Genomic DNA, 17,793 nt, shown 5'->3' with positions numbered 1-17,793 from the left:
CGACTCGTCTTTGCTCGACACCGGGTCGGCGTCGGGCAACAACCAATCCGGAGCGCTCAGGTCGACACGTGGGACTCACGAAAGATTGAGGTTAGGATGGGTGGCCGCCGCTGCTGGATGTGGCGGCGTTCGTCGACGCTGTCGTCCCATTTCAGAATTGACGTACGTCGAAATGGGGACACCCGGTCGCGTTATGACCTGCGGACCGGTGCGAGGAAGGCGTGTATAGAGTCTGTGGCAGTAGCCGGCGCCGCCGAGTTCGGTGAGCAGCTGCGCGCCGAGACCCTCCCAGCGGAAGGTGCCTTCGATGACTTCACTTCCGCCGTGGCCGCTCGTCCCGTTCACGGACTGCGCATGCACTCGGCTGATCAACGCGCGTTCGGAGACGGTCACGAGCAAGCCGGCGTTCAAGGCGGCCGCGGCCCGCCGCCGCTGTGTCTTGCCGGCGGATGGTTATTTCGAGTGGATGACGGGTGAGTACGGGAAGAAGATTCCGTTCTTCTTGCACGCCGATGTGCCGGTGTCGATGGCCGGCCTGTATGAGTTGTGGCCGAATCCGGATATGCCCGAGGATGATCCGGACCGGTGGTTGTGGACGTGCACGGTGTTGACGCGGCGGGCGAGATCCATGACCGGTCGCCGGTGATCTTGCCGGAGACGTTCATCGGGCCGTGGCTCGACACTTCGCTGACCGACCGTGACGACGTGGACGCGTTGCTGAACTCGGTCCCGGAGCCGCATCTGGATCTGTATGAGGTGAGTACGGTGGTGAACTCGCCGCGCAACAACACCTCGGATCTGCTGTGCCCTGTGCACCGGTGAGCGCATAGGGGACATGCCATCTGGCCAGCGTATGGGCGTATTTGGGGAGCATGTAGAAGGGAGGCGGGGATGCAGCGGTGATGGCTGCACCACGGAGTGTCGGTGGCTTGTCTACGGTCTCGTGGCATGAACAGTGCAAGCGCCGACGCCGACGGTATCGCCGCGCAGACAGTTGAGGGGCCGGCTGCTCACCGCGGTGCTTGCCGCGCAGCTCCTGCTGAAGGCGCTCGACGGCAGCAACATCTCCGCCACGTTCATCGCGGCCGATGACTGCACGAAGTGCCCACCAGCGCACCCGACCACCTGACGTGACATCGCGCGGCGCGGCCGGCTGCGCCGTCCGCGGGGATATGTCGGAGGGGAAGGTCAGGATCAGGGTACGAACTGCACTCAATGAAGGGTGATCAGCGTGCGCGATCCGGAGAAGAGCGATACCTCACTCGAGGGCGATGCCACGCAGTCGCGGCAGGTCACGACGAAAGATGCCTGGGGAGTCGAGTTCGGCGACATCACCCTCCACGAGGGGCCGTGGCGACGCGGCGGTGACCGCGGGCAGATCTACGTCGTCGAGTTCGATTCGGGGTGGGTCAAGGTCGGGCACTCGACGGTCTGGGCGAACCGTCGCAGCCAGCTCGACTCCGAGTTCGGGAGCCGGTACGGCTGGGCCATCGAGCGTGACTGGCAGTCCGGCTCGTTCTCCGCGATCCCGGGAGACGATGGGGCGCGGCCGGCGTTGAGGGAGCTGGAGATACAGGTACTCGACTTCGTTCGGCGTATCCCGGGCGTGCAGGTGTTCAGCGACGAGCTGCCGGGCCGTGGTCGCGGGGTGTGTGGGATTGGAGAGACTGAGACCTTCCGTGGGCGTTCGTTCGGTGACCTGGTCGCGTGCGCGGATGTCCTTGCTCGGTGCAGTCCGGCGGAGTGACCCAATCTCGTTCGGGGACGTGTCATTGTGTCAGGTCAGGTGGCCATTTCGTGTGGTCGTGAGTTGGGAGCCCCGAGGCGACGCACTCTGGCGCCGCGGCCGCCACGGATGCGTCGTGACCGCCAACGCGATCATGACGCGGTCCAGTTTGGTTCGTCTCTGAAGGAGGGGTAGTCGTTGCCTGACCACGAAGAACTCACCGCCCGACACACGGCGACACTGTCGGCGTTCGTCATCCGCGCCCGACGGCAGGTCCGCCTGCCGCAGGCGGTCAGCGAGCAGGTCGACACCATCGCCGCCGTCCAGGGCCGACGCGCCGCCGAGGTCATGCGCGAGGCCATCACGCTCTACGTGCAGGAACATCAGACCGCACAGTGATGAGATGTTCGCGCTCGAGGTGCTCATCGGAGTGGACATCTCCTCGATCGCCTCGTCGAGCCGGGATGTACTTGCGAATCGCCACATCCGTCTTGATCGGGGATCGGAGACCGGTTCGCCCGAGATTCCTTCGCCTCGGTCGGTTGTAGAACAGACATTTCGACGCGGTGGTTGATCTCATCGGTGACCTCCACCGCCGCGAAGACGTCGAATCCATCGGGCAGGGTGGCGATCAGCTCCGCCGCCTCGCTTCCAGCGGGGCCGTATCTGCGATCCCGGTCATGTACCAGGCCGCGCCGGTCGTGCACACGGGTACGGACACGCCGAAAGTTCACACTCCTGTGCACACGACCCCGAATGCGCAGGTCACTCGTGCAGCCGACTTCGGACATTGACAAACAGCAGTACCACGATCACCGGGACGACCGGAGGTCGGTGAAGTTCATGCCGGTCGAGGCGAGGACGAGCAGTAGCGCGTCGCGGCGGCCGAACACCCCGGCGGCGGACCAGCCCGCGACCGGCAGCACGAGTGCTGCCTTCAGAAGGAGCGGAGCGATCCGTTCGAGGCGGTCGGCGCGGCCGGCATCGAGGTGGTGGCGGACAGAGGGCCTCGGTGCCCCCCCGGGCGGGTAGTAGCGGCGGGTGTGTACGGCGTTGATCGCCGAGAGCCGCCGCTGCCGTTGGGTCGCGACTGCGGCGGGATGCTCACGCAGAAACAGCGCAAGCGCTTCCGGGGCGACCTGGAGGGGGGAGTGGTGCACCAGTCGGCGAACAGCGCCAGCCGCGCCGATACCGGGGGGCACCACCGGGGCCGAGGTAGGGGAGGTTGACCCGTCCAGCGGACATGAGGACGGGCGGCTTCAGCCGTCGGGTGCGTGGAGGTGTGTGAGTGGGATGGTCAATCGGAAGTGCCCTTCGTCGAGCGCCGGGGACGCGACCCGTTCTCGAGAGGTTCGAACAGGACGGCGGTGTTGAGGGTGGCGAGTTCGCGGCTCGCGGCTTCGTACAAGCCGGTGAGTACCTGCATCGATCGCGACGCGTGCCGCAACTTCGTCGTGGTGTCGCTCAGTTCCTCGAGGTTGGACACCAGGGTTTCGCGACGCAGCTGGGCATAACGGTCGGTGACGGCCCGACCCTTCTCGGTGACGGTGAAGACCGAGGAGGTGCCGGCCTTCCGTCGTTCGAGTAGGCCGAGACTGACGAGCTTGCGGAGGTTGTACTGCAGGTTCGGCAGATCCTCCCGGTTGGTCAGCTGGGCGATCGTCGCGGTGTCCTTGGACCGCTCCTGCATTCGTACGACGTGCAGCGCCACGATCTCGTTGAATGCCAGGTCGAGATCTGTGGCGGCTCGGATCGCCTGGATGGCGAAGCGCTGGAAGCCGCCCTCGGCTTGGAGGATCGCGAACTCGAAGGACGTCAGCGCGTCCTCGTAGGCGTTCTCGGCGAGATGCCAGCGTCTGCCGGTGGGCAGGGGTGCGGTATCGCTGGTCGGCTCGGAGTCTGCGCTGGTCATCACTGTCTTCCGCGATCGGCCCGGGCTTGCGCCCCGCGGCGGTGGCGCCGCGCGAGTTCACGGTATCAAGATTGCGCGCATGTGTTCAATGTAAATTTCGTGGAATTTCTATTGACGTTTCATGAAACTTCGATACTGTGGCTTCAGACACAGCGATGTGTCACCCCACACTTCTCCGAAACCCGGCTTCCGGGTCCCTCGCGGTCGTGCCGGCCCACGAGCCGACCGAAACCCCACCCACCACCTCCAGGGAGGTTGTCCCATGACCGCTATCTCGCACAGCGGATCGTCGGCGGGAGTCACCCGCCAGTACGCCCCATATGTCCAGGCAGACTGGGGCTTCGCCAACCATTGGTATCCCGCTCTGCTCTCCCACGAGCTCGAGGACGGCAGCGCCAAGGGCGTCACCATCGGTGGACATGACATCGCGTTGCGCCGCAGCGCCGGCAAGGCCTACGCGGTATCCGATCGGTGCATCCACCGCGGGGTGAAGCTCTCGGCGAAACCGATGTGCCTGTCCGAGGGCACGATCACCTGCTGGTACCACGGCTTCACCTACGGACTCGAGGACGGAAGCCTCACGACGATCGTCGGCAACCCCGACGACTCGCTGATCGGAAAGGCCGGCATCCGGACCTACCCGGTGGAAGAGGTCAACGGGATCATCTACGTGTTCGTGGGTGAGGAGGATTTCGGCACCCCTCCGCCGCTCGCCAACGATCTTCCTGCACCGGTCACCAACGATCCCAACGATTCTCCGGTTCCGCACCTACTCGATGAGGGCATCGTGATCCGGGGGATCCACCGCAAGCTGGTCGGCAACTGGCGCCTCGCGGCCGAGAACGGCCTCGACCCGGGGCACCTGCTGGTGCACTGGGACAACCAGATCCTTGTCGCTCTGGACCGCGCTCTGCCTCTCGGCGTCAACGCTCTCACCGACTCCGCGACCGAGGAGATCGACATCGAGAACGGTCCCAAGGGCGTGATGAACCGCTACGACCGTCCCGACCTGTACCAGCCGGTTCTCGACAACCCCAAGGTCAACATGAAGGCTCGCGGCACGGTGCCGCACTACTTCCGCACATCGCTGTGGGTTCCCGGTGTCCTGATGGTCGAACACTGGCCCATCACCGATCACGTCCAGTACGAGTTCTATGTCCCGATCGACGATCATCATCACGAGTACTGGGAGGTCATCGCTACCCGCGCCCGTACCGACGAGGAGATCGCGGAATTCAACTTCAAGTACGACAACTTCATGCTGCCGCTGGCACTGGAAGGTTTCAACAACAGTGACGTCTTCGCGCGTGAGGCCACCGAGGAGCACTACACCCGCTTCGACGGCTGGAACAACGAGATGCTGTGCGACATGGATTATTCCATCATCGCGTGGCGCAAGATGGCAGCTCGCCACCCCCGGGGCTTCTTCGAGTCGCCGTACCTCGACGAGGACTGAGCCATGACGATCACCCCGACCGAAGCGGTCGCGACGTCCGGTACAGATGTCACCCACACCGTGGACCTGACGTTCGCGGACGGCACCAAGACGGTGACCGTGCCTGCAGGCTCGACGGTCCTCGAGGCGGCAGAGGCCGCCGGGGTCCGCCTGGTCAGCCAGTGCACCGTCGGTACGTGTGGCACCTGCGTCGGCAAGGTCGTTCGCGGCGACCTCCAGATGCCTCGGGATCGAGTGTTCTCCTTGCGACAGGACGAGATCCGCGACGGACAGCGCCTGTTGTGCCAGTCGGTGGCGTGCGCGGACAGTGAAGTCGAACTCGACTATCCGGCCTCGATGCTGGACGACTACCCGCTCGTCGCCGCCACCGCCAAGGTCGGGGCGATCACCTGGCTCGGAGAGTCGGTGGTGGAACTCGTGCTCAAACTGCCGAAATCCGTCCGGTTCGCCTTCCGCGCGGGGCAGTACGTCCGGATGCAGGTGCCGGGTACCGAGGAGTGGCGCTCGTACTCGATGGCCTCGGGTGAGCGCGACCGCAAGAAGCTCACCTTCACCATCCGGGTCCTGCCGTCGGGGGCGATGTCGGACTATCTCCGCAACGGTGCCGTGGTCGGCGACAAGATCGAAATCGAAGGCCCCAGCGGCGCATTCGGTCTCGTGGAGGAATCCGGCCCCACGTTGATGATCGCCGGCGGCACCGGTCTCGCGCCGATGCTGTCCATGCTCGAGAATCTGCAGACCGCTCGCGAGGACACCCCGATCCGCCTGGTATTCGGATGTACCAGGGAAGCGGATCTGTTCCACCTCGACGAACTCCGTGCACGGCAGAGTTTCATGCGCACTCTCGACGTCCGGGTCGTGTCCGATGAGCCGACCTCCATCGACGGGGTCCTCACCGGAAACCCGGTCAGCGTCCTCACCGCGGACGACGTTCGTGACCCCCGTACTGCCGCCTATCTCTGTGGACCTCCCGCGATGCTCGCCGCCGCGCACGACCGGCTGGTCGAACTCGGCCTGCCGGCCGAGCGCATTCACGCCGAGCAATTCCTTCCCAGCTAGCCGCTCGCCGCGGCACCCCTTTCGAAACAGAGGACGATATGAGCATCACCCGCTTGGGCGCTCTGAGTGTCGATGTCTCCGATCTCGACACCTGGCGTCAGGTCTTGGTCGATCTGCTCGGCCTGCAGGCCCGCCCCCGAGTCGACGACAGCGATCCACTGCTGATCCGGCTCGACGACCATCACCACCGCATTGCGTTGTACCCCGCGGACGAGGACCGGATCCGGGCCATCACCTGGGAGGTCGACGACCTCGACGATCTCCGTGATGTCGCGGAGCGGGTCGCGGCCGAGGGCATCGACGTCGAATGGATCGACACCGGCTCACCGGAAGAGCGACTTGCCGTCGCGGCGTTCCGATTCACCGACGCCGACGGTTTTCCGAACGAGGTGGTCTTCGGGCCCACGATCGACCACACCCCGCTTGCCGGGGGAGGGGTGATCAGTGGGTTCGTCACCGGTGAACTCGGCCTCGGTCACGTGGTCCTGATGTGCAAGGACTACCCCGCCGCGGTCGACTTCTACACCCGCGTCCTCGGTTTCGACCTCACCGACTACATCGTCTGGGACGGCGCGGACGCCACCTTCCTGCACTGCAATCCGCGGCATCACAGCCTGGCCTTGATGAACGAGTGCTTCAGCTTCACAGGCGGCGACTTCAACCATCTGATGATCGAAGTGGCATCCCTGGACGACGTGGGCCGCGCCTACGATCTCGTCACCGGTGCGGGGATCGCACTGCAGATGACCTTCGGCCGACATACCAACGACGGCGTCACGTCGTTCTACATGCGTACACCGTCCGGCTTCGCGATCGAGATCGGCTACGGAGGCGAGAGGATCGACTCCGACAGCTGGGAGGTCAAGACCTTCCGCTCGCCGTCGCGGTGGGGCCACGAGCCACAGAAGGCCGGATGAATACCGTGACCGGTTCCGACACCGGCTCTCCGATCGCCGGCATCCTCGCCGACGAGCACCCGAGTGTGTCTGCCGTCGAGCGCTGTCTGGACCGGATCGCGAAGCGTGATCACGTAGTCGGGGCATGGGCGCACCTCGACCCCGGTCTTGCGATCGAGCAGGCCCGGGCGCGGGACGGAGAAGAGCGACGATCTCCGCTGCACGGCATTCCCATCGGGCTCAAGGACATCATCGAGACCGGCGACCAGCCGACCGGTTACGGGTCGAGTCTGTGGTCCGGTTGGCGACCCGTGCAGGACGCGGAGGTCGTCCGCCGGCTCCGGCGCGACGGCGCCGTGATCCTCGGCAAGACGACCACCACGGAGTTCGCTACCTACCGGCCTACTGCGACCCGGAATCCGCACGGGCTCGGTCGAACTCCGGGTGGATCGTCGAGTGGGTCCGCAGCTGCCGTCGCGGACGGTCAGGTGCCGCTCGCACTCGGCACCCAGACCGCAGGGTCGGTGCTGCGGCCGGGTTCGTTCTGCGGGGTGTTCACGCTGAAGCCGACCTACGGGCGGTGGCCGTTCGACGGGGTCCTTCCCGTCGCGCTGACTTTCGACACCGTCGGTGCCTTCGCTCGTCATCCGGCATGGCTGGGTGCGATGGACGAGTCGCTCTCGACCGACGGAGCCTCCACTCCGCCGGCGTCGGTCCTTCCGGCGTTGCACGAACTTCGGGTAGGGATTCTCCGGCCGCCGTGGGCGGACCGGGCCACCTCGGCCGCAGCCGCGCTGCTCGACGAGTTCGCGGAGAATCTGCGCGGTGTGGTGGCCGACGTACGGGACGTGCCGGTCCCGGACGCGCTGGGCGCGCTGGACGGTGCGCACACCCTGATCATGGCCGCGGAAGCCGCCGCCTCGCTCGCCGAGCGTGTCACCCGGCCACACGTCGAGCGCGTCTCCGAGCAGTTGCATCGCTTTCTCCATGAGGGGCGCACCGCCGCTCCCAGCGAGATTCAATGGGCACGTCAGGTGCTACGGGACGCCCGAACGTTCGTCGGACGTGCCTTCGATGAGGTCGATGTGCTGGTCACCCTCGCGGCGCCGGGCGAGGCCCCGCCGATCGAGTCCGGCACCGGAGACCCGGTGTTCAACAAGCTCGCAAGCATCGCCGGATGCCCCGCGGTCGGCCTGCCCGCCGGGCGCGGAATCGAGGGCCTGCCCCTCGGCATCCAGATCATCGCGCCCCACCACGCCGACCAGGCGCTGGTCCGCATCGCGACGTGCCTGACCGACCGCGTCGGACTGGCGCATCGCTTCGAGGTCCATGAGGAAGCCGACCGTGACTGACATCGTCACCACCACCGACGTCGCGACACTCGATCCCGCCCGGCGAGAGATGTACGAGAAGGTCTGTGCCAAGCTGAATCCCGACCGTTTCAGGGACCTGCTCGTCGGCCTGGTGAACATCCACAGTCCGACCGGCCGGGAGCGTCCTGCGTCCGAGTACATGGCGAGCCATCTGCAGGAAAAAGTGGGTATCGACGCCCGGTACCAGCCGATCTCCGAGCACACCGGCAACGCGATCGGTGAGCTGCCGGGCAGCGGCGGCGGAAGCCGGCTGCTCCTGTACGCGCCCATCGACACGCACATCGACCCCGAGACCGACGTGCCGTGGGTCGGCAAGTCGTTGCGGCCCGACATGATTCCCGAGGCCAAAGTCGACGGCGACCTGGTGATCGGGCTCGGTGCCGCCAACCCGAAGTGCATGGTGGCAGGGCTGACCGAGGTGCTGCACGCGGTCGTCGACGCGGACCTACCTTTACTCGGCGACCTCGCCATCGGCTTCGCGGGCGGCGGGATGCCGGTCAGTATGAGCAATCGCGACCAGGTCGGCATGAGCAGCGGCGTATTCCACCTGCTCACCCACGGCATGATACCCGATCACGCGATCGTGCTGAAGCCGTGGTGGGCGGTATATCCGGAAGAGCCCGGGATGTGCTGGTTCAAGGTGACGGTGCACGGTACCTTCGGGTATGCGGGCATCAGCCGCGGCACCGAGGGTTTCCGGTCGTCGATCGTGCCCGCGGCCACTGTCATCCAGGAGGTCGAGGCCTGGCTCCCGGAATACACCGCACGCAACACCTCCGGATCGACGCTGCCGGAGGGCTGGATCTCGGCGGTTCGTTCCGGAAACCCCGACAAACCGGCCTTCCCGTCCGCGGCGACCGAAATCTACCTCGACGTCCGGGTCAACCCCCGCACCACGCCCGGCGAGGTACGCCACCAGTTCGCCGAGATGATCCGCGCATTGCGCACACGCCATCCCGACATCGAACTGGACTGGGAGATGTACGGATCGCTGCCGGGCGGCATGACCGACCCCGACAACTGGATCATCCGGACCTGCCGACGCGGTTGGGAGGAAGTCGAAGGCAAACCCTACGAGTCGACCCCGCTGCTGGGCGGCCAGACCGACGGCACCCTGATCCGCCGCCTCGGAATTCCCTGTGCCCGAATCGGTTACCCCTGGCCCCCGGCAAGCGCCCCGGCCGAACTCAACGAGGGTCTCGGCGGCATGGGTGTCGCCTCGGTGACCGACGTGATGATGGCGACCCGCGCCATCGCCTTCGCCGTCGTGGACACCTTGACCCGTACCCGAGAGGAACTCGACCTGTGAAGCGTGTACTGAACATCGTTCCTGTCCCGGTTCCGCCGGAGGCTCTGGACGCTTTCGCCGCCCAACTCTCCGGGGACTTCGTGCACCCGGCATTCGAGAACGTCTTCGTTTCGGCGCGCAACGGCGGTGGCAGCCTCGACAGTGCCTACGAGACAACTCTCGCGGACGCCTTCGTGCTCGACGCGGGCTGCCGCGCGGAAGAGCAGGGATACGTCGGGGTGTGTGTGAACTCGATGAGCGATTCGGCGCTCGCCGCCCTCCGGTCCCGACTGTCCATCCCGGTCGTCGCGCCGAGCCAGGCCACCATGCTGCTGGCCTGCCTGCTCGGCAAGAAGTTCTCGGTCGTCACTATGTGGCCGCAGTGGCACGAGTTGTACCACAAGGCAGCTCGCGAGAACGGCATCACCTCACGGCTGGCGTCCGTACGCGACATCGGTGTCCGCCCGGACGCCGCCGAACTGCTTGCAGGCAAGGAGGAGTTCGTCTTCGCGGCGCTCGAGCGTGAGGCGAAGGCCGCGGTCGCGGAGGACGGTGCCGACGTCATCATCCTGGGCTCGACGACCATGCATCAGAGTCACGCCCACCTGTCCACCGTCCTCGACGTGCCGGTGCTCAATCCCGGTGTCGTGGCCTACAAGATGTGCGAAATGCTCGTGCAAACCGGCTTGTCACACAGCAAGCAGGCCTACCCCCCACCCGAACGGCCGCAGGACGACCTTCTCGCCGCCGTGGCCTCCGTCTTCCCCTCCCAGGAGTCCTGATGCAAACAGCTACCAATCCCGAAGTTGCGCACACCATCCGCACCGGCGGGTTCGAGACCAACTATCACGATGTGGGGTCGGGAGACGGTATCCCGGTGCTGCTCCTGCACGGCTCCGGCGCCGGTGTCTCGGCCTGGGCCAACTGGAGGGGCCTGATCCCGGTGCTCGCCGAGCAGCGCCGGGTGATCGCGCCCGACCTCGTCGGTTTCGGGTACACCACCCTCCCGGACCCGGTTCGATTCGAAATCTTCGATACCTGGATAGACCAGATCATCGCTCTCCTCGACGGACTCGACGTCCCGCAGGTGCACGTAGTCGGCAACTCGTTCGGCGGGGGACTCGCGCTGCACCTGGCGGTCCGGCACCCGCAGCGGCTCGGCCGGATCGTGCTGATGGGAGCGGGCGGTGTGCAGTTCGACTTCACACCCGAGCTCGACGCGCTGTGGGGATACACCCCCTCGGTCGAGAACATGAAGAAGATCATGGACATCATGGCCTACAACCGGTCCCTGGTCACCGACGAGCTGGCCGAGCTGCGGTACCGCGCCACGGCCCGCCCCGGCGCGCAGGAGGCCTTCGAGCAGGTCTTCCCCGAGCCCCGACAGCGGTGGCTGGACGCGCAGATCGTGCCCGACGCCGACCTGGCCGCGATCGAGCACGAGGTGCTCATTCTGCACGGTCGGGAGGACCGGGTTGTGCCGGTGGCCGCGTCGCAGGCGATGTTCGACCTGATTCCGAACTCGCAGCTGCACGTCTTCGGCAAGTGCGGTCACTGGACGCAGATCGAGCACGCCGCACGTTTCCAGCAGTTGGTCGGTGCATTCTTCGCCGAAGACACTGCGGAGGCGAACAAGGTATGACCGATCGGGGGCGAAGCGTTGCAGTGGTCGGTGCCGGTATAGCCGGCCTGTGTTCGGCGAAACTGTTGTCGGAGTTCGGATTCGATGTCCATGTCTACGATCGGACCCCGGACGTCGGTGGCGTGTGGAGCGTGACGCGGCGGTATCCCGGTGTCACCACCCAGAACAACAAGGGCACGTATGCGTTCTCGGACTTCCCGATGCCGGACGAATACCCCGAGTGGCCCACCGGGGAGCAGGTCCAGCGGTACCTCGACGACTATGTCGAGCACTTCGAGCTCCGGCGCCTGCTGCGTCTCGGCACCGAAGTGGTCTCGGCGGAACAGGACCTGGTGTCCGAGCGGTGGACGGTCACCACTCGACACCTCGACTCGAGCGAGACCGCGGTCGGCGAGTACGACTACCTGGTCGTGGCCAACGGCATCTTCTGCGACCCGTTCGTTCCGCCCTACGAGGGTCGAACGGAGTACGAGGCGGCCGGTGGTCGGCTCTGTGCGGCATCGGACTTCCACGACCTCGCCGATGCGGCGGATCGCGATGTGCTGGTGATCGGGTACGGCAAGTCGTCCTGCGACGTTGCAGAGGCACTGAGCGATGTCGCGGCGTCGACCACTGTCGTGGCCCGCGAAGTCACCTGGAAGATGCCCCGCAGGATCGCAAACATAGTGAATTACAAGTACATCCTGCTCACCCGTCTGAGTGAAGGCCTGTTCGAGCACATCGAACAGCGCGGGTTCGGGCGGTTCCTGATCGGGTCGGGGCGGTTCGTCCGTAACGGGCTGCTCGGTGCCGTAGAGCGGGTCGCGCGCCGGCAACTACGGCTCGACCGGATCGGATTGGTGCCGGAGGGATCGTTCGAGCGCATCGTGCGTCACGCGGTCAGCCTCGCCACCGAGGGCTTCTACGAGAAGGTCGAGGCCGGCACGATCTCGGTGCGGCGAGGCAGATCCATCGCGGTTTTGAGGGAGAAGGACGGGCGGCCGGTCGCCGAACTCGACGACGGAACGGTGCTGCCCGCGGATGTGGTTGTCTGCGCGACCGGGTTCATGCAGCGAGTGCCGTTCCTGTCGGCGGCGGTGCAGGAGCATCTGTTCGACGAGGACGGCAACTTCCTGCTCTACCGGCAGATCCTGCCCAACGAGGTGGCCAACCTGTACTTCGTCGGCTACGGATCCTCGCTGTTCAGCCCGCTCAGCGCCGAAGCAGCGGCGCTGTGGACCGTCAACCATATGCTGGGAGGGGCGATCCCGCCGGTCGAGGAACGCCGCGCGTTCGTCCGTACGCGGCTGGACTGGATGATCGAGCGCACCGAGGGCAAGCAAGCTCGTGGCACGAACATCATTCCGTTCTCTCTTCGGCACGTGGACGAGATCCTCGACGAGATCGGAGTGAATGTCGGCTCGGGCACCCGCCTGCTGCAGTGGCTGCTGCCCGCCCGCCCGTCGTCGTACCGACACGCTGCCCGGGAGCTGAATCGGCGGCACGCGGCGACCGACCCGGCTACCGGCCCCAAGACCGGCGTGGACGTGGCGCCAAATAATAGAACAGGAGCAGTTCGTGGCGACACTTCCCCTTGAGGGCATTCGCGTTGTGGACTTCACACAGGCCCTGTCCGGTCCATACTGCACGTTGCTGCTCGCAGATTTCGGCGCGGACGTGATCAAGGTCGAACGGGCAGGGAGCGGGGACGACTCGAGACAGTGGGGCCCACCATTCGTGGGGGATACTGCCGCCTATTTCTTGTCGGTGAATCGGAATAAGCGCAGCGTGGCGCTCGACCTGAAGACCGAGCACGATCGACAGATCGCAGTCCAATTGGTGGAATCTGCGGACGTCGTCGTGGAGAACTGGCGGCCCGGCACCGCAGATCGCCTGGGACTGGGACCGGACGCGATGCGCACACTCAATCCTCGACTCGTGTACTGCTCGATCTCAGGGTTCGGTAACCAATCCCAGCGCCCGGGGTACGACCAGGTAGTGCAGGGCACTTCCGGATGGATGAGCGTGACGGGCACCCGGGACGGGACACCGACCAAGAGCGGGATTCCCATCGCAGACATCGCCTCGGGGATGTTCGCGGCCCACTCCATCCTCGCCTCGCTGGTCCGGCGGCACCGGACCAGCGAAGGTGCCTACATCGACATCGCGATGCAAGATGCCCTCGTTTCCATGCTCACATACCAAGCCGGCTCGTACTTTGCCACCGGACAACCACCGCAGCGCAACGGAAACCAGCACGCCACACTCGCTCCCTACGGGACATTCGATACGGCAGACGGGCAGGTGAACATCTCGGTGGGCAACGATCGACAGTGGGAGCAGCTTTGTCACGTCATTGCCGTGCCCGAGTTGGCGTATGACGCGCGCTTCAAGACCAACAGTGACCGCGTCACCAACAGCGTCGAACTCCGGGCCGAACTCGAATCGAGACTCACGCTCGAGAAGACCCGAAATCTGCTCGACGCCTTCCACTCGGCAGGTGTTCCCGCTGGCGCGATCAGAGATCTCGGCGAAGTCCTGACCGACCCGGACCTGGCGGCTCGGGGCATAATTCTGAACTCGACGCATCCCAGGCTCGGTGAACTGAAATCCCCAGGATCTCCCTGGCATATCGATGGTGAATCGTCGACTGCGCGTTTCGCGCCCCCGGATCTCGGCCAGCACACTGACGAGGTGCTCGAGGAGTTGAACCTCCTCAACCTGCACGCCCGCAAGGGTGTGGAGTCACATCTGGAGCGAGATCGGGTATGAACTCGGATGTGACGAGACTGCTGTCCGCGCCCGCGGTGTCGCGGTTCTCGACGGCGCAATATTTGACTCTGACAACGGCGCTCGATATCTCTTGCAGGACTTCGTCGCCCGTGTGTCGAGAGTGGGGTGTCACCAGGTCACGGGGCGCGGTTGGTACGTCGGCGGACAACGTGGCTGCTGAATTGTGGAACGCGCCATTGAAACGGGAGACCCTGCAGGGTCGGAGGCGCTGGAGCGGGGCAGGTGAGGCGCGTGCCGAAGTCTTCCGTTGGATCACGCGCTTGAATACACGAAGGAGGCATTCCGCTCTCGGTCGGATCTGTCCTATCGAGTTCGAGCAGCGATCGGCTGTGCCGGCTTCCGCCGCATAGGTATTGGTGTCCACATCTCGGGGGGAACCCTCGTCGCCGAACTCACCGACCGGTTGCCGCACCTGGGCCAGTGGCCGCCCGGGCTGCGGGTGTTCGTGCGGCGGGTCAAACCGCTGCGTGACACCACTCCGAAGCCGCTGCCCGGCGTGGCCGCCCAGCTCGAGCTCGACGGGGTCGCCGAGGCCGTCCGCAAAGCGGTCACCGGCTAGCGCTACGAGCTGTTCGCCACCAACACCGAAGGCGGCGACACCGCTTGGCTGGATGCCCGGCACCGCAAACACGCCCGCGTCGAGGACCGCATCCGCTGCGGAAAGCATACCGGCGCAGCGAAATACCCATTCCAGGAATTCGCCGCGAATACCGCCTGGTCATGCTGCACGGCGTCGCCGACGACCTGCTCGCCTGGACCCGGCTACTGGCCTGTGACGGGGAGCTCGCCAAGGCCGAACCCAAGACACTGCAGGACCGGGTCCTGCACGCGCCCGCCTCGCTCACCCACGGCTCCCGGCGCTGCTGGCTCAACTTCCCGCCCACCTGGCCGTGGACCAACCAGATCGTGGCGATCTTCGCCTGCATCCAGGCGCTGCCCCGGCCCGGCTAACGATCCGCCCAGGACTGTTCCACAGAATCGAAACACCGTCCCGGACTGTGGAATCCGGCGCTCACCTGACGCGACAGCCGGGCATCGGCCATGCCCACACCCCGACAGGTCATGATGAAACAAGATCGAACCACTCGGCACTCGCCAGATCAAGACCGTGAGCCATCAAGGTATAGAAGCATCCTGGACGAGGTGGAGGCTCCTGATCCAACAAGGAGACTGCTGGTATGCCTGCACCGAGGAAGTACGAGGCGGAGACCCAAGAGCGTGCAGTTCGGATGTATCGGGAGCGGATCGCCGAACATGGAGGCTCGAAGATTGCTGCCCGTCGCCATGTCGGCGAGCTGCTCGACATCGCGCCGGCGACACTGCGGAACTGGATCGAAGCCGCAGAGCGAGAGGATTCCCTGACCGTCTCGACGTCGGACAGCGATGCCGGCCTCGATGAGGTGCGCCGACTACGTAAAGATACAGTAACGCCGAATTACGCAGGGCCAATGAGAGTTTGAAGACCGTGAGTGCTTGCGGCGGAGATCGACCGCCCACAGCGCTGATCGTGGAGTACGTCGCCGCTCACCGCGACGAACACGGGGTCGAGCCGATCTGCCGAGTCCTTGTTCAGGCCGGTCTCGGCGGTGACGGTGATGGTGTCGTTGTTCGCACGGTATTCCCGCACCGCCGATCAACGTTGATGGGCGGTACAAGAGCGCGTGCCTGTCTATGAGTATGAGTATGATCTTGTGTCGACCGGCGTGGTGACGCTCAAGGACCTGCTGACCACGGTGTAGCGGCGTCAACGCGGCCAGGCGTCCGGTCCGCTCGCGACCGCGCTACGGCTGTGGCTGCGGCGAGGGCACGGCGTCCGGCATGCCGGGCACGCCAAGCTCGGGCGCCTTCGACTCCTCACGTCGGCGGTCCCACCACGACCCGGCGACCATGGCGATCACCGCGCACACCAGGGTGGGGACGATGCCATGGAGTTCGACGACCTCGCGACTGCGCAGGAGCTCAAACACAATCAGGACCACCACGCCCACGACCATCGATGCCACCGCGCCGGATTTCGTTGCGCCGCGCCAGAGCAGGCCGATGAAGAGGGGCACAAACAGACCGGCGGCAAGGAGCGAGACCGCATAGGACGCGAAGGTAAGGATCAACGGCAACGGGCTGAACGACATGTAAGTGGCGGTCGCAACCGCGAGGAAGCCGATCGCCCCGGTCGACATGCGCGCGAACTTCAGCGCTTTCGCGTCGTCATTGATCTGCCTCAGCGTGCACAGAATGTCGCGACCGAAGTACACACCCATCACGTGGAGGAGGGAGTCGGTGGTCGACATCACTGCGGAGATCAGGCCGGTCAGTGCCAGCGCGGCGATCACTGTGCCGCCGTGGGTGAGAAGGAAGGACGGCAGTGCCGAGTCGCCCGCGATGTCGGGGTCGATGATCGCGATGCCGATACCGATGACGAGGATGGGTGTGTTGACGAGCCAGAACGAGATGGCTGATCCCCAGCCGAGCACGAGGCGGGTGGTCCGCGCGTCCGGGCAGGAGAGGATGCGCTGCAGGTAGTTCGGCATGCAGGCAACACCAAGCCCCCACGAGAGTCCCCAGCCGAAGGCGAGCATCCAGTTCGGCACCGGACCGCCGAGGAACTGGGACAGACCGGGGCCATCGCTCCAGTTCAGGCCGTCATCGCTTACCTTGGCGATCACCAGCACGAGGGTGAGTAGTACCGCTGCGACGAGCACGACCAGTTGGTAGGCGTCGGTGCGAGCGACCGCTTGCATGCCGCCCATGAGGGTATAGAGCACAAAGATGGTGCCGACTACCAGGATCACCGCCCACACCTCGAAGCCGATCGTGGTGGCGAGCAGGATGCCGACGGCGAACAACTGGGCGATGAGGTAGACGAAGTAGGCGATCACGATCGTGCCGGCCGATGTGACGCGAACCGTGCTGTTGTCATAGCGCTTTCCGAGTAGCTCGGGAACGCTCTCCGAGGTCCGGCCCGCCGCGTGAACACGGCCGGACAGGAGGACGAGGAACAGCAGGCCGCAGCCCAAGCCGACGAAGGTATAGGGGACTAGGGCGAGCCCCATGCCGTTGGCGGAGCCGACCAGACCGATCACGGTCAGTGCCGAGACATATGTGGCGGTAAACGTCATCGTGCCCAGCACGGCACCCATGTTGCGCCCGGCGACGCTGTAGTCCGACGACGTGTTGATCTTCTTGTTACTCCGGAGCCCGACGATGAGGATCAGGACGAAGTAGATCGCGATCAGAATTGTGAAGGTGGTCTGCAAACTCACTGGTCGACCCCCCTTGAGTTGACGCGGTCGCGCCAGTTGAGAATGAGCGCTGCTGCCAGTGGTGCGCCTCCTCCGAGCACCATAATGGCGACCGATGCGGCGACGGCGGGAACGGACACGGAATCCATTCGGGGACCTTCTTCCTAGACGTCGAAATATTGTGTACAGAAGTGCTCGTTGCCGTGCGGGATTTTTCCTTGACCGATATGGAGAACTGATCGTAATACGGTGGACAGCACCTTATTCCACAAACGACGGCGTGACGAGCGATGGGTACAGGGGTGTGATTCAGGACACGTGCATGCGGGTGATGGTAGTCTGTTGTATACATAACTGCAACGGACTCGAATCGTTGCGCTGCCGCTTCGGCCCAACCTCAATCGTGCGCGCGCCCATGATGTGGCCTGAG

At 65.2% G+C, this 17,793-nt stretch carries 18 protein-coding genes and 2 pseudogenes; 17 read left to right on the top strand and 3 right to left on the bottom strand.

The features are described from left to right. Positions 1 to 361 precede the first annotated feature (361 nt). From ACFWB0_RS22260 to ACFWB0_RS22245, 4 genes and pseudogenes are all read left to right on the top strand, one after another. Positions 362 to 822 (top strand): annotated as a pseudogene (locus ACFWB0_RS22260) (SOS response-associated peptidase); the annotation flags it as partial. 133 nt (positions 823 to 955) lie between these two features. After that, positions 956 to 1,129 carry a hypothetical protein gene (locus ACFWB0_RS22255; RefSeq protein WP_378492567.1) on the top strand — a complete coding sequence of 58 codons (174 nt, stop codon included), beginning with the start codon at positions 956 to 958 and terminating at the stop codon, positions 1,127 to 1,129. A 102-nt stretch (positions 1,130 to 1,231) separates the two neighbouring features. Further along, complete coding sequence (locus tag ACFWB0_RS22250; RefSeq protein WP_378492566.1) at positions 1,232 to 1,747, top strand: hypothetical protein; 516 nt, start codon at positions 1,232 to 1,234, stop codon at positions 1,745 to 1,747. Positions 1,748 to 1,924: 177 nt separating this feature from the next. After that, on the top strand, positions 1,925 to 2,125 hold the full coding sequence (locus ACFWB0_RS22245; RefSeq protein WP_378492565.1) for a hypothetical protein: 201 nt from the start codon (positions 1,925 to 1,927) through the stop codon (positions 2,123 to 2,125). A 413-nt stretch (positions 2,126 to 2,538) separates the two neighbouring features. On the opposite strand, the gene ACFWB0_RS22240 is transcribed toward ACFWB0_RS22245, so the two are convergent. Further along, the gene (locus ACFWB0_RS22240; RefSeq protein WP_378492564.1) at positions 2,539 to 2,931 is read right to left on the bottom strand and encodes a hypothetical protein; all 393 of its coding nucleotides are present in this window, start codon (positions 2,929 to 2,931) and stop codon (positions 2,539 to 2,541) included. 92 nt (positions 2,932 to 3,023) lie between these two features. Then, positions 3,024 to 3,638, bottom strand: a complete 615-nt coding sequence (locus ACFWB0_RS22235) for a MarR family transcriptional regulator (RefSeq protein ID WP_378492563.1) — start codon at positions 3,636 to 3,638, stop codon at positions 3,024 to 3,026. 262 nt (positions 3,639 to 3,900) lie between these two features. Between ACFWB0_RS22235 and ACFWB0_RS22230 the strand changes: the two genes are divergently transcribed. The 13 genes and pseudogenes from ACFWB0_RS22230 to ACFWB0_RS22170 all read left to right on the top strand — a co-directional run bounded on the left by ACFWB0_RS22230 (position 3,901) and on the right by ACFWB0_RS22170 (position 15,584). Further along, on the top strand, positions 3,901 to 5,094 hold the full coding sequence (locus ACFWB0_RS22230; protein ID WP_026003435.1) for a Rieske 2Fe-2S domain-containing protein: 1,194 nt from the start codon (positions 3,901 to 3,903) through the stop codon (positions 5,092 to 5,094). Positions 5,095 to 5,097: 3 nt separating this feature from the next. Further along, positions 5,098 to 6,153: an FAD-binding oxidoreductase gene (locus ACFWB0_RS22225; protein WP_378492562.1), complete on the top strand. Its 1,056-nt coding sequence runs from the start codon at positions 5,098 to 5,100 to the stop codon at positions 6,151 to 6,153. 38 nt (positions 6,154 to 6,191) lie between these two features. Continuing rightward, a complete protein-coding gene (locus ACFWB0_RS22220) occupies positions 6,192 to 7,070 on the top strand; it encodes a VOC family protein (RefSeq protein ID WP_129975822.1) in 879 nt (292 codons plus the stop codon). After that, positions 7,067 to 8,401 carry an amidase gene (locus ACFWB0_RS22215; RefSeq protein WP_378492561.1) on the top strand — a complete coding sequence of 445 codons (1,335 nt, stop codon included), beginning with the start codon at positions 7,067 to 7,069 and terminating at the stop codon, positions 8,399 to 8,401. Before ACFWB0_RS22220 ends, ACFWB0_RS22215 begins: the two co-directional genes overlap by 4 nt. Beyond that, a complete protein-coding gene (locus tag ACFWB0_RS22210) occupies positions 8,394 to 9,731 on the top strand; it encodes a M20 family metallopeptidase (RefSeq protein ID WP_378492560.1) in 1,338 nt (445 codons plus the stop codon). The genes ACFWB0_RS22215 and ACFWB0_RS22210 overlap by 8 nt, the downstream gene beginning before the upstream one ends. Beyond that, positions 9,728 to 10,492 (top strand): aspartate/glutamate racemase family protein, encoded by a 765-nt coding sequence (locus ACFWB0_RS22205; RefSeq protein ID WP_378492559.1) that lies wholly within the window; start codon positions 9,728 to 9,730, stop codon positions 10,490 to 10,492. Before ACFWB0_RS22210 ends, ACFWB0_RS22205 begins: the two co-directional genes overlap by 4 nt. After that, on the top strand, positions 10,492 to 11,352 hold the full coding sequence (locus ACFWB0_RS22200; RefSeq protein WP_378492558.1) for an alpha/beta fold hydrolase: 861 nt from the start codon (positions 10,492 to 10,494) through the stop codon (positions 11,350 to 11,352). Before ACFWB0_RS22205 ends, ACFWB0_RS22200 begins: the two co-directional genes overlap by 1 nt. Beyond that, complete coding sequence (locus tag ACFWB0_RS22195) at positions 11,349 to 12,929, top strand: flavin-containing monooxygenase (RefSeq protein ID WP_378492557.1); 1,581 nt, start codon at positions 11,349 to 11,351, stop codon at positions 12,927 to 12,929. The genes ACFWB0_RS22200 and ACFWB0_RS22195 overlap by 4 nt, the downstream gene beginning before the upstream one ends. Next, positions 12,910 to 14,103 carry a CaiB/BaiF CoA transferase family protein gene (locus ACFWB0_RS22190; protein ID WP_378492556.1) on the top strand — a complete coding sequence of 398 codons (1,194 nt, stop codon included), beginning with the start codon at positions 12,910 to 12,912 and terminating at the stop codon, positions 14,101 to 14,103. The genes ACFWB0_RS22195 and ACFWB0_RS22190 overlap by 20 nt, the downstream gene beginning before the upstream one ends. A 19-nt stretch (positions 14,104 to 14,122) precedes the next feature. Beyond that, positions 14,123 to 14,474, top strand: a pseudogene (locus tag ACFWB0_RS22185) (integrase core domain-containing protein); the annotation flags it as partial. After that, positions 14,372 to 14,683, top strand: a complete 312-nt coding sequence (locus tag ACFWB0_RS22180; RefSeq protein WP_378492568.1) for a hypothetical protein — start codon at positions 14,372 to 14,374, stop codon at positions 14,681 to 14,683. The pseudogene ACFWB0_RS22185 and the gene ACFWB0_RS22180, both read left to right, overlap by 103 nt. Positions 14,684 to 14,844: 161 nt before the next feature. After that, complete coding sequence (locus ACFWB0_RS22175; RefSeq protein ID WP_378492555.1) at positions 14,845 to 15,075, top strand: hypothetical protein; 231 nt, start codon at positions 14,845 to 14,847, stop codon at positions 15,073 to 15,075. 227 nt (positions 15,076 to 15,302) lie between these two features. Beyond that, positions 15,303 to 15,584 (top strand): hypothetical protein, encoded by a 282-nt coding sequence (locus ACFWB0_RS22170; protein ID WP_378492554.1) that lies wholly within the window; start codon positions 15,303 to 15,305, stop codon positions 15,582 to 15,584. Between the two features lie 321 nt (positions 15,585 to 15,905). Here the strand turns inward: ACFWB0_RS22170 and ACFWB0_RS22165 are convergent, their stop codons facing one another. Beyond that, positions 15,906 to 17,384: a sodium:solute symporter family protein gene (locus ACFWB0_RS22165; RefSeq protein ID WP_378492553.1), complete on the bottom strand. Its 1,479-nt coding sequence runs from the start codon at positions 17,382 to 17,384 to the stop codon at positions 15,906 to 15,908. Positions 17,385 to 17,793: the final 409 nt, after the last annotated feature.

Origin of the sequence: Rhodococcus sp. NPDC060086 (assembly GCF_042730275.1) — a bacterium.
In the GTDB taxonomy this organism is placed as follows: domain Bacteria; phylum Actinomycetota; class Actinomycetes; order Mycobacteriales; family Mycobacteriaceae; genus Rhodococcus.
This window is presented reverse-complemented; position numbering and strand designations above follow the sequence as displayed.

Excerpts from the sequence above, each read along its gene's own strand:
- ACFWB0_RS22230 (WP_026003435.1), top strand. The coding sequence starts at position 3,901 with ATGACCGCTATCTCGCACAGCGGATCGTCGGCGGGAGTCACCCGCCAG.
- ACFWB0_RS22215 (WP_378492561.1), top strand. The coding sequence starts at position 7,067 with ATGAATACCGTGACCGGTTCCGACACCGGCTCTCCGATCGCCGGCATC.
- ACFWB0_RS22170 (WP_378492554.1), top strand. The coding sequence starts at position 15,303 with ATGCCTGCACCGAGGAAGTACGAGGCGGAGACCCAAGAGCGTGCAGTT.
- ACFWB0_RS22200 (WP_378492558.1), top strand. The coding sequence starts at position 10,492 with ATGCAAACAGCTACCAATCCCGAAGTTGCGCACACCATCCGCACCGGC.
- ACFWB0_RS22220 (WP_129975822.1), top strand. The coding sequence starts at position 6,192 with ATGAGCATCACCCGCTTGGGCGCTCTGAGTGTCGATGTCTCCGATCTC.
- ACFWB0_RS22195 (WP_378492557.1), top strand. The coding sequence starts at position 11,349 with ATGACCGATCGGGGGCGAAGCGTTGCAGTGGTCGGTGCCGGTATAGCC.
- ACFWB0_RS22235 (WP_378492563.1), bottom strand. The coding sequence starts at position 3,638 with ATGACCAGCGCAGACTCCGAGCCGACCAGCGATACCGCACCCCTGCCC.
- ACFWB0_RS22175 (WP_378492555.1), top strand. The coding sequence starts at position 14,845 with ATGCTGCACGGCGTCGCCGACGACCTGCTCGCCTGGACCCGGCTACTG.
- ACFWB0_RS22225 (WP_378492562.1), top strand. The coding sequence starts at position 5,098 with ATGACGATCACCCCGACCGAAGCGGTCGCGACGTCCGGTACAGATGTC.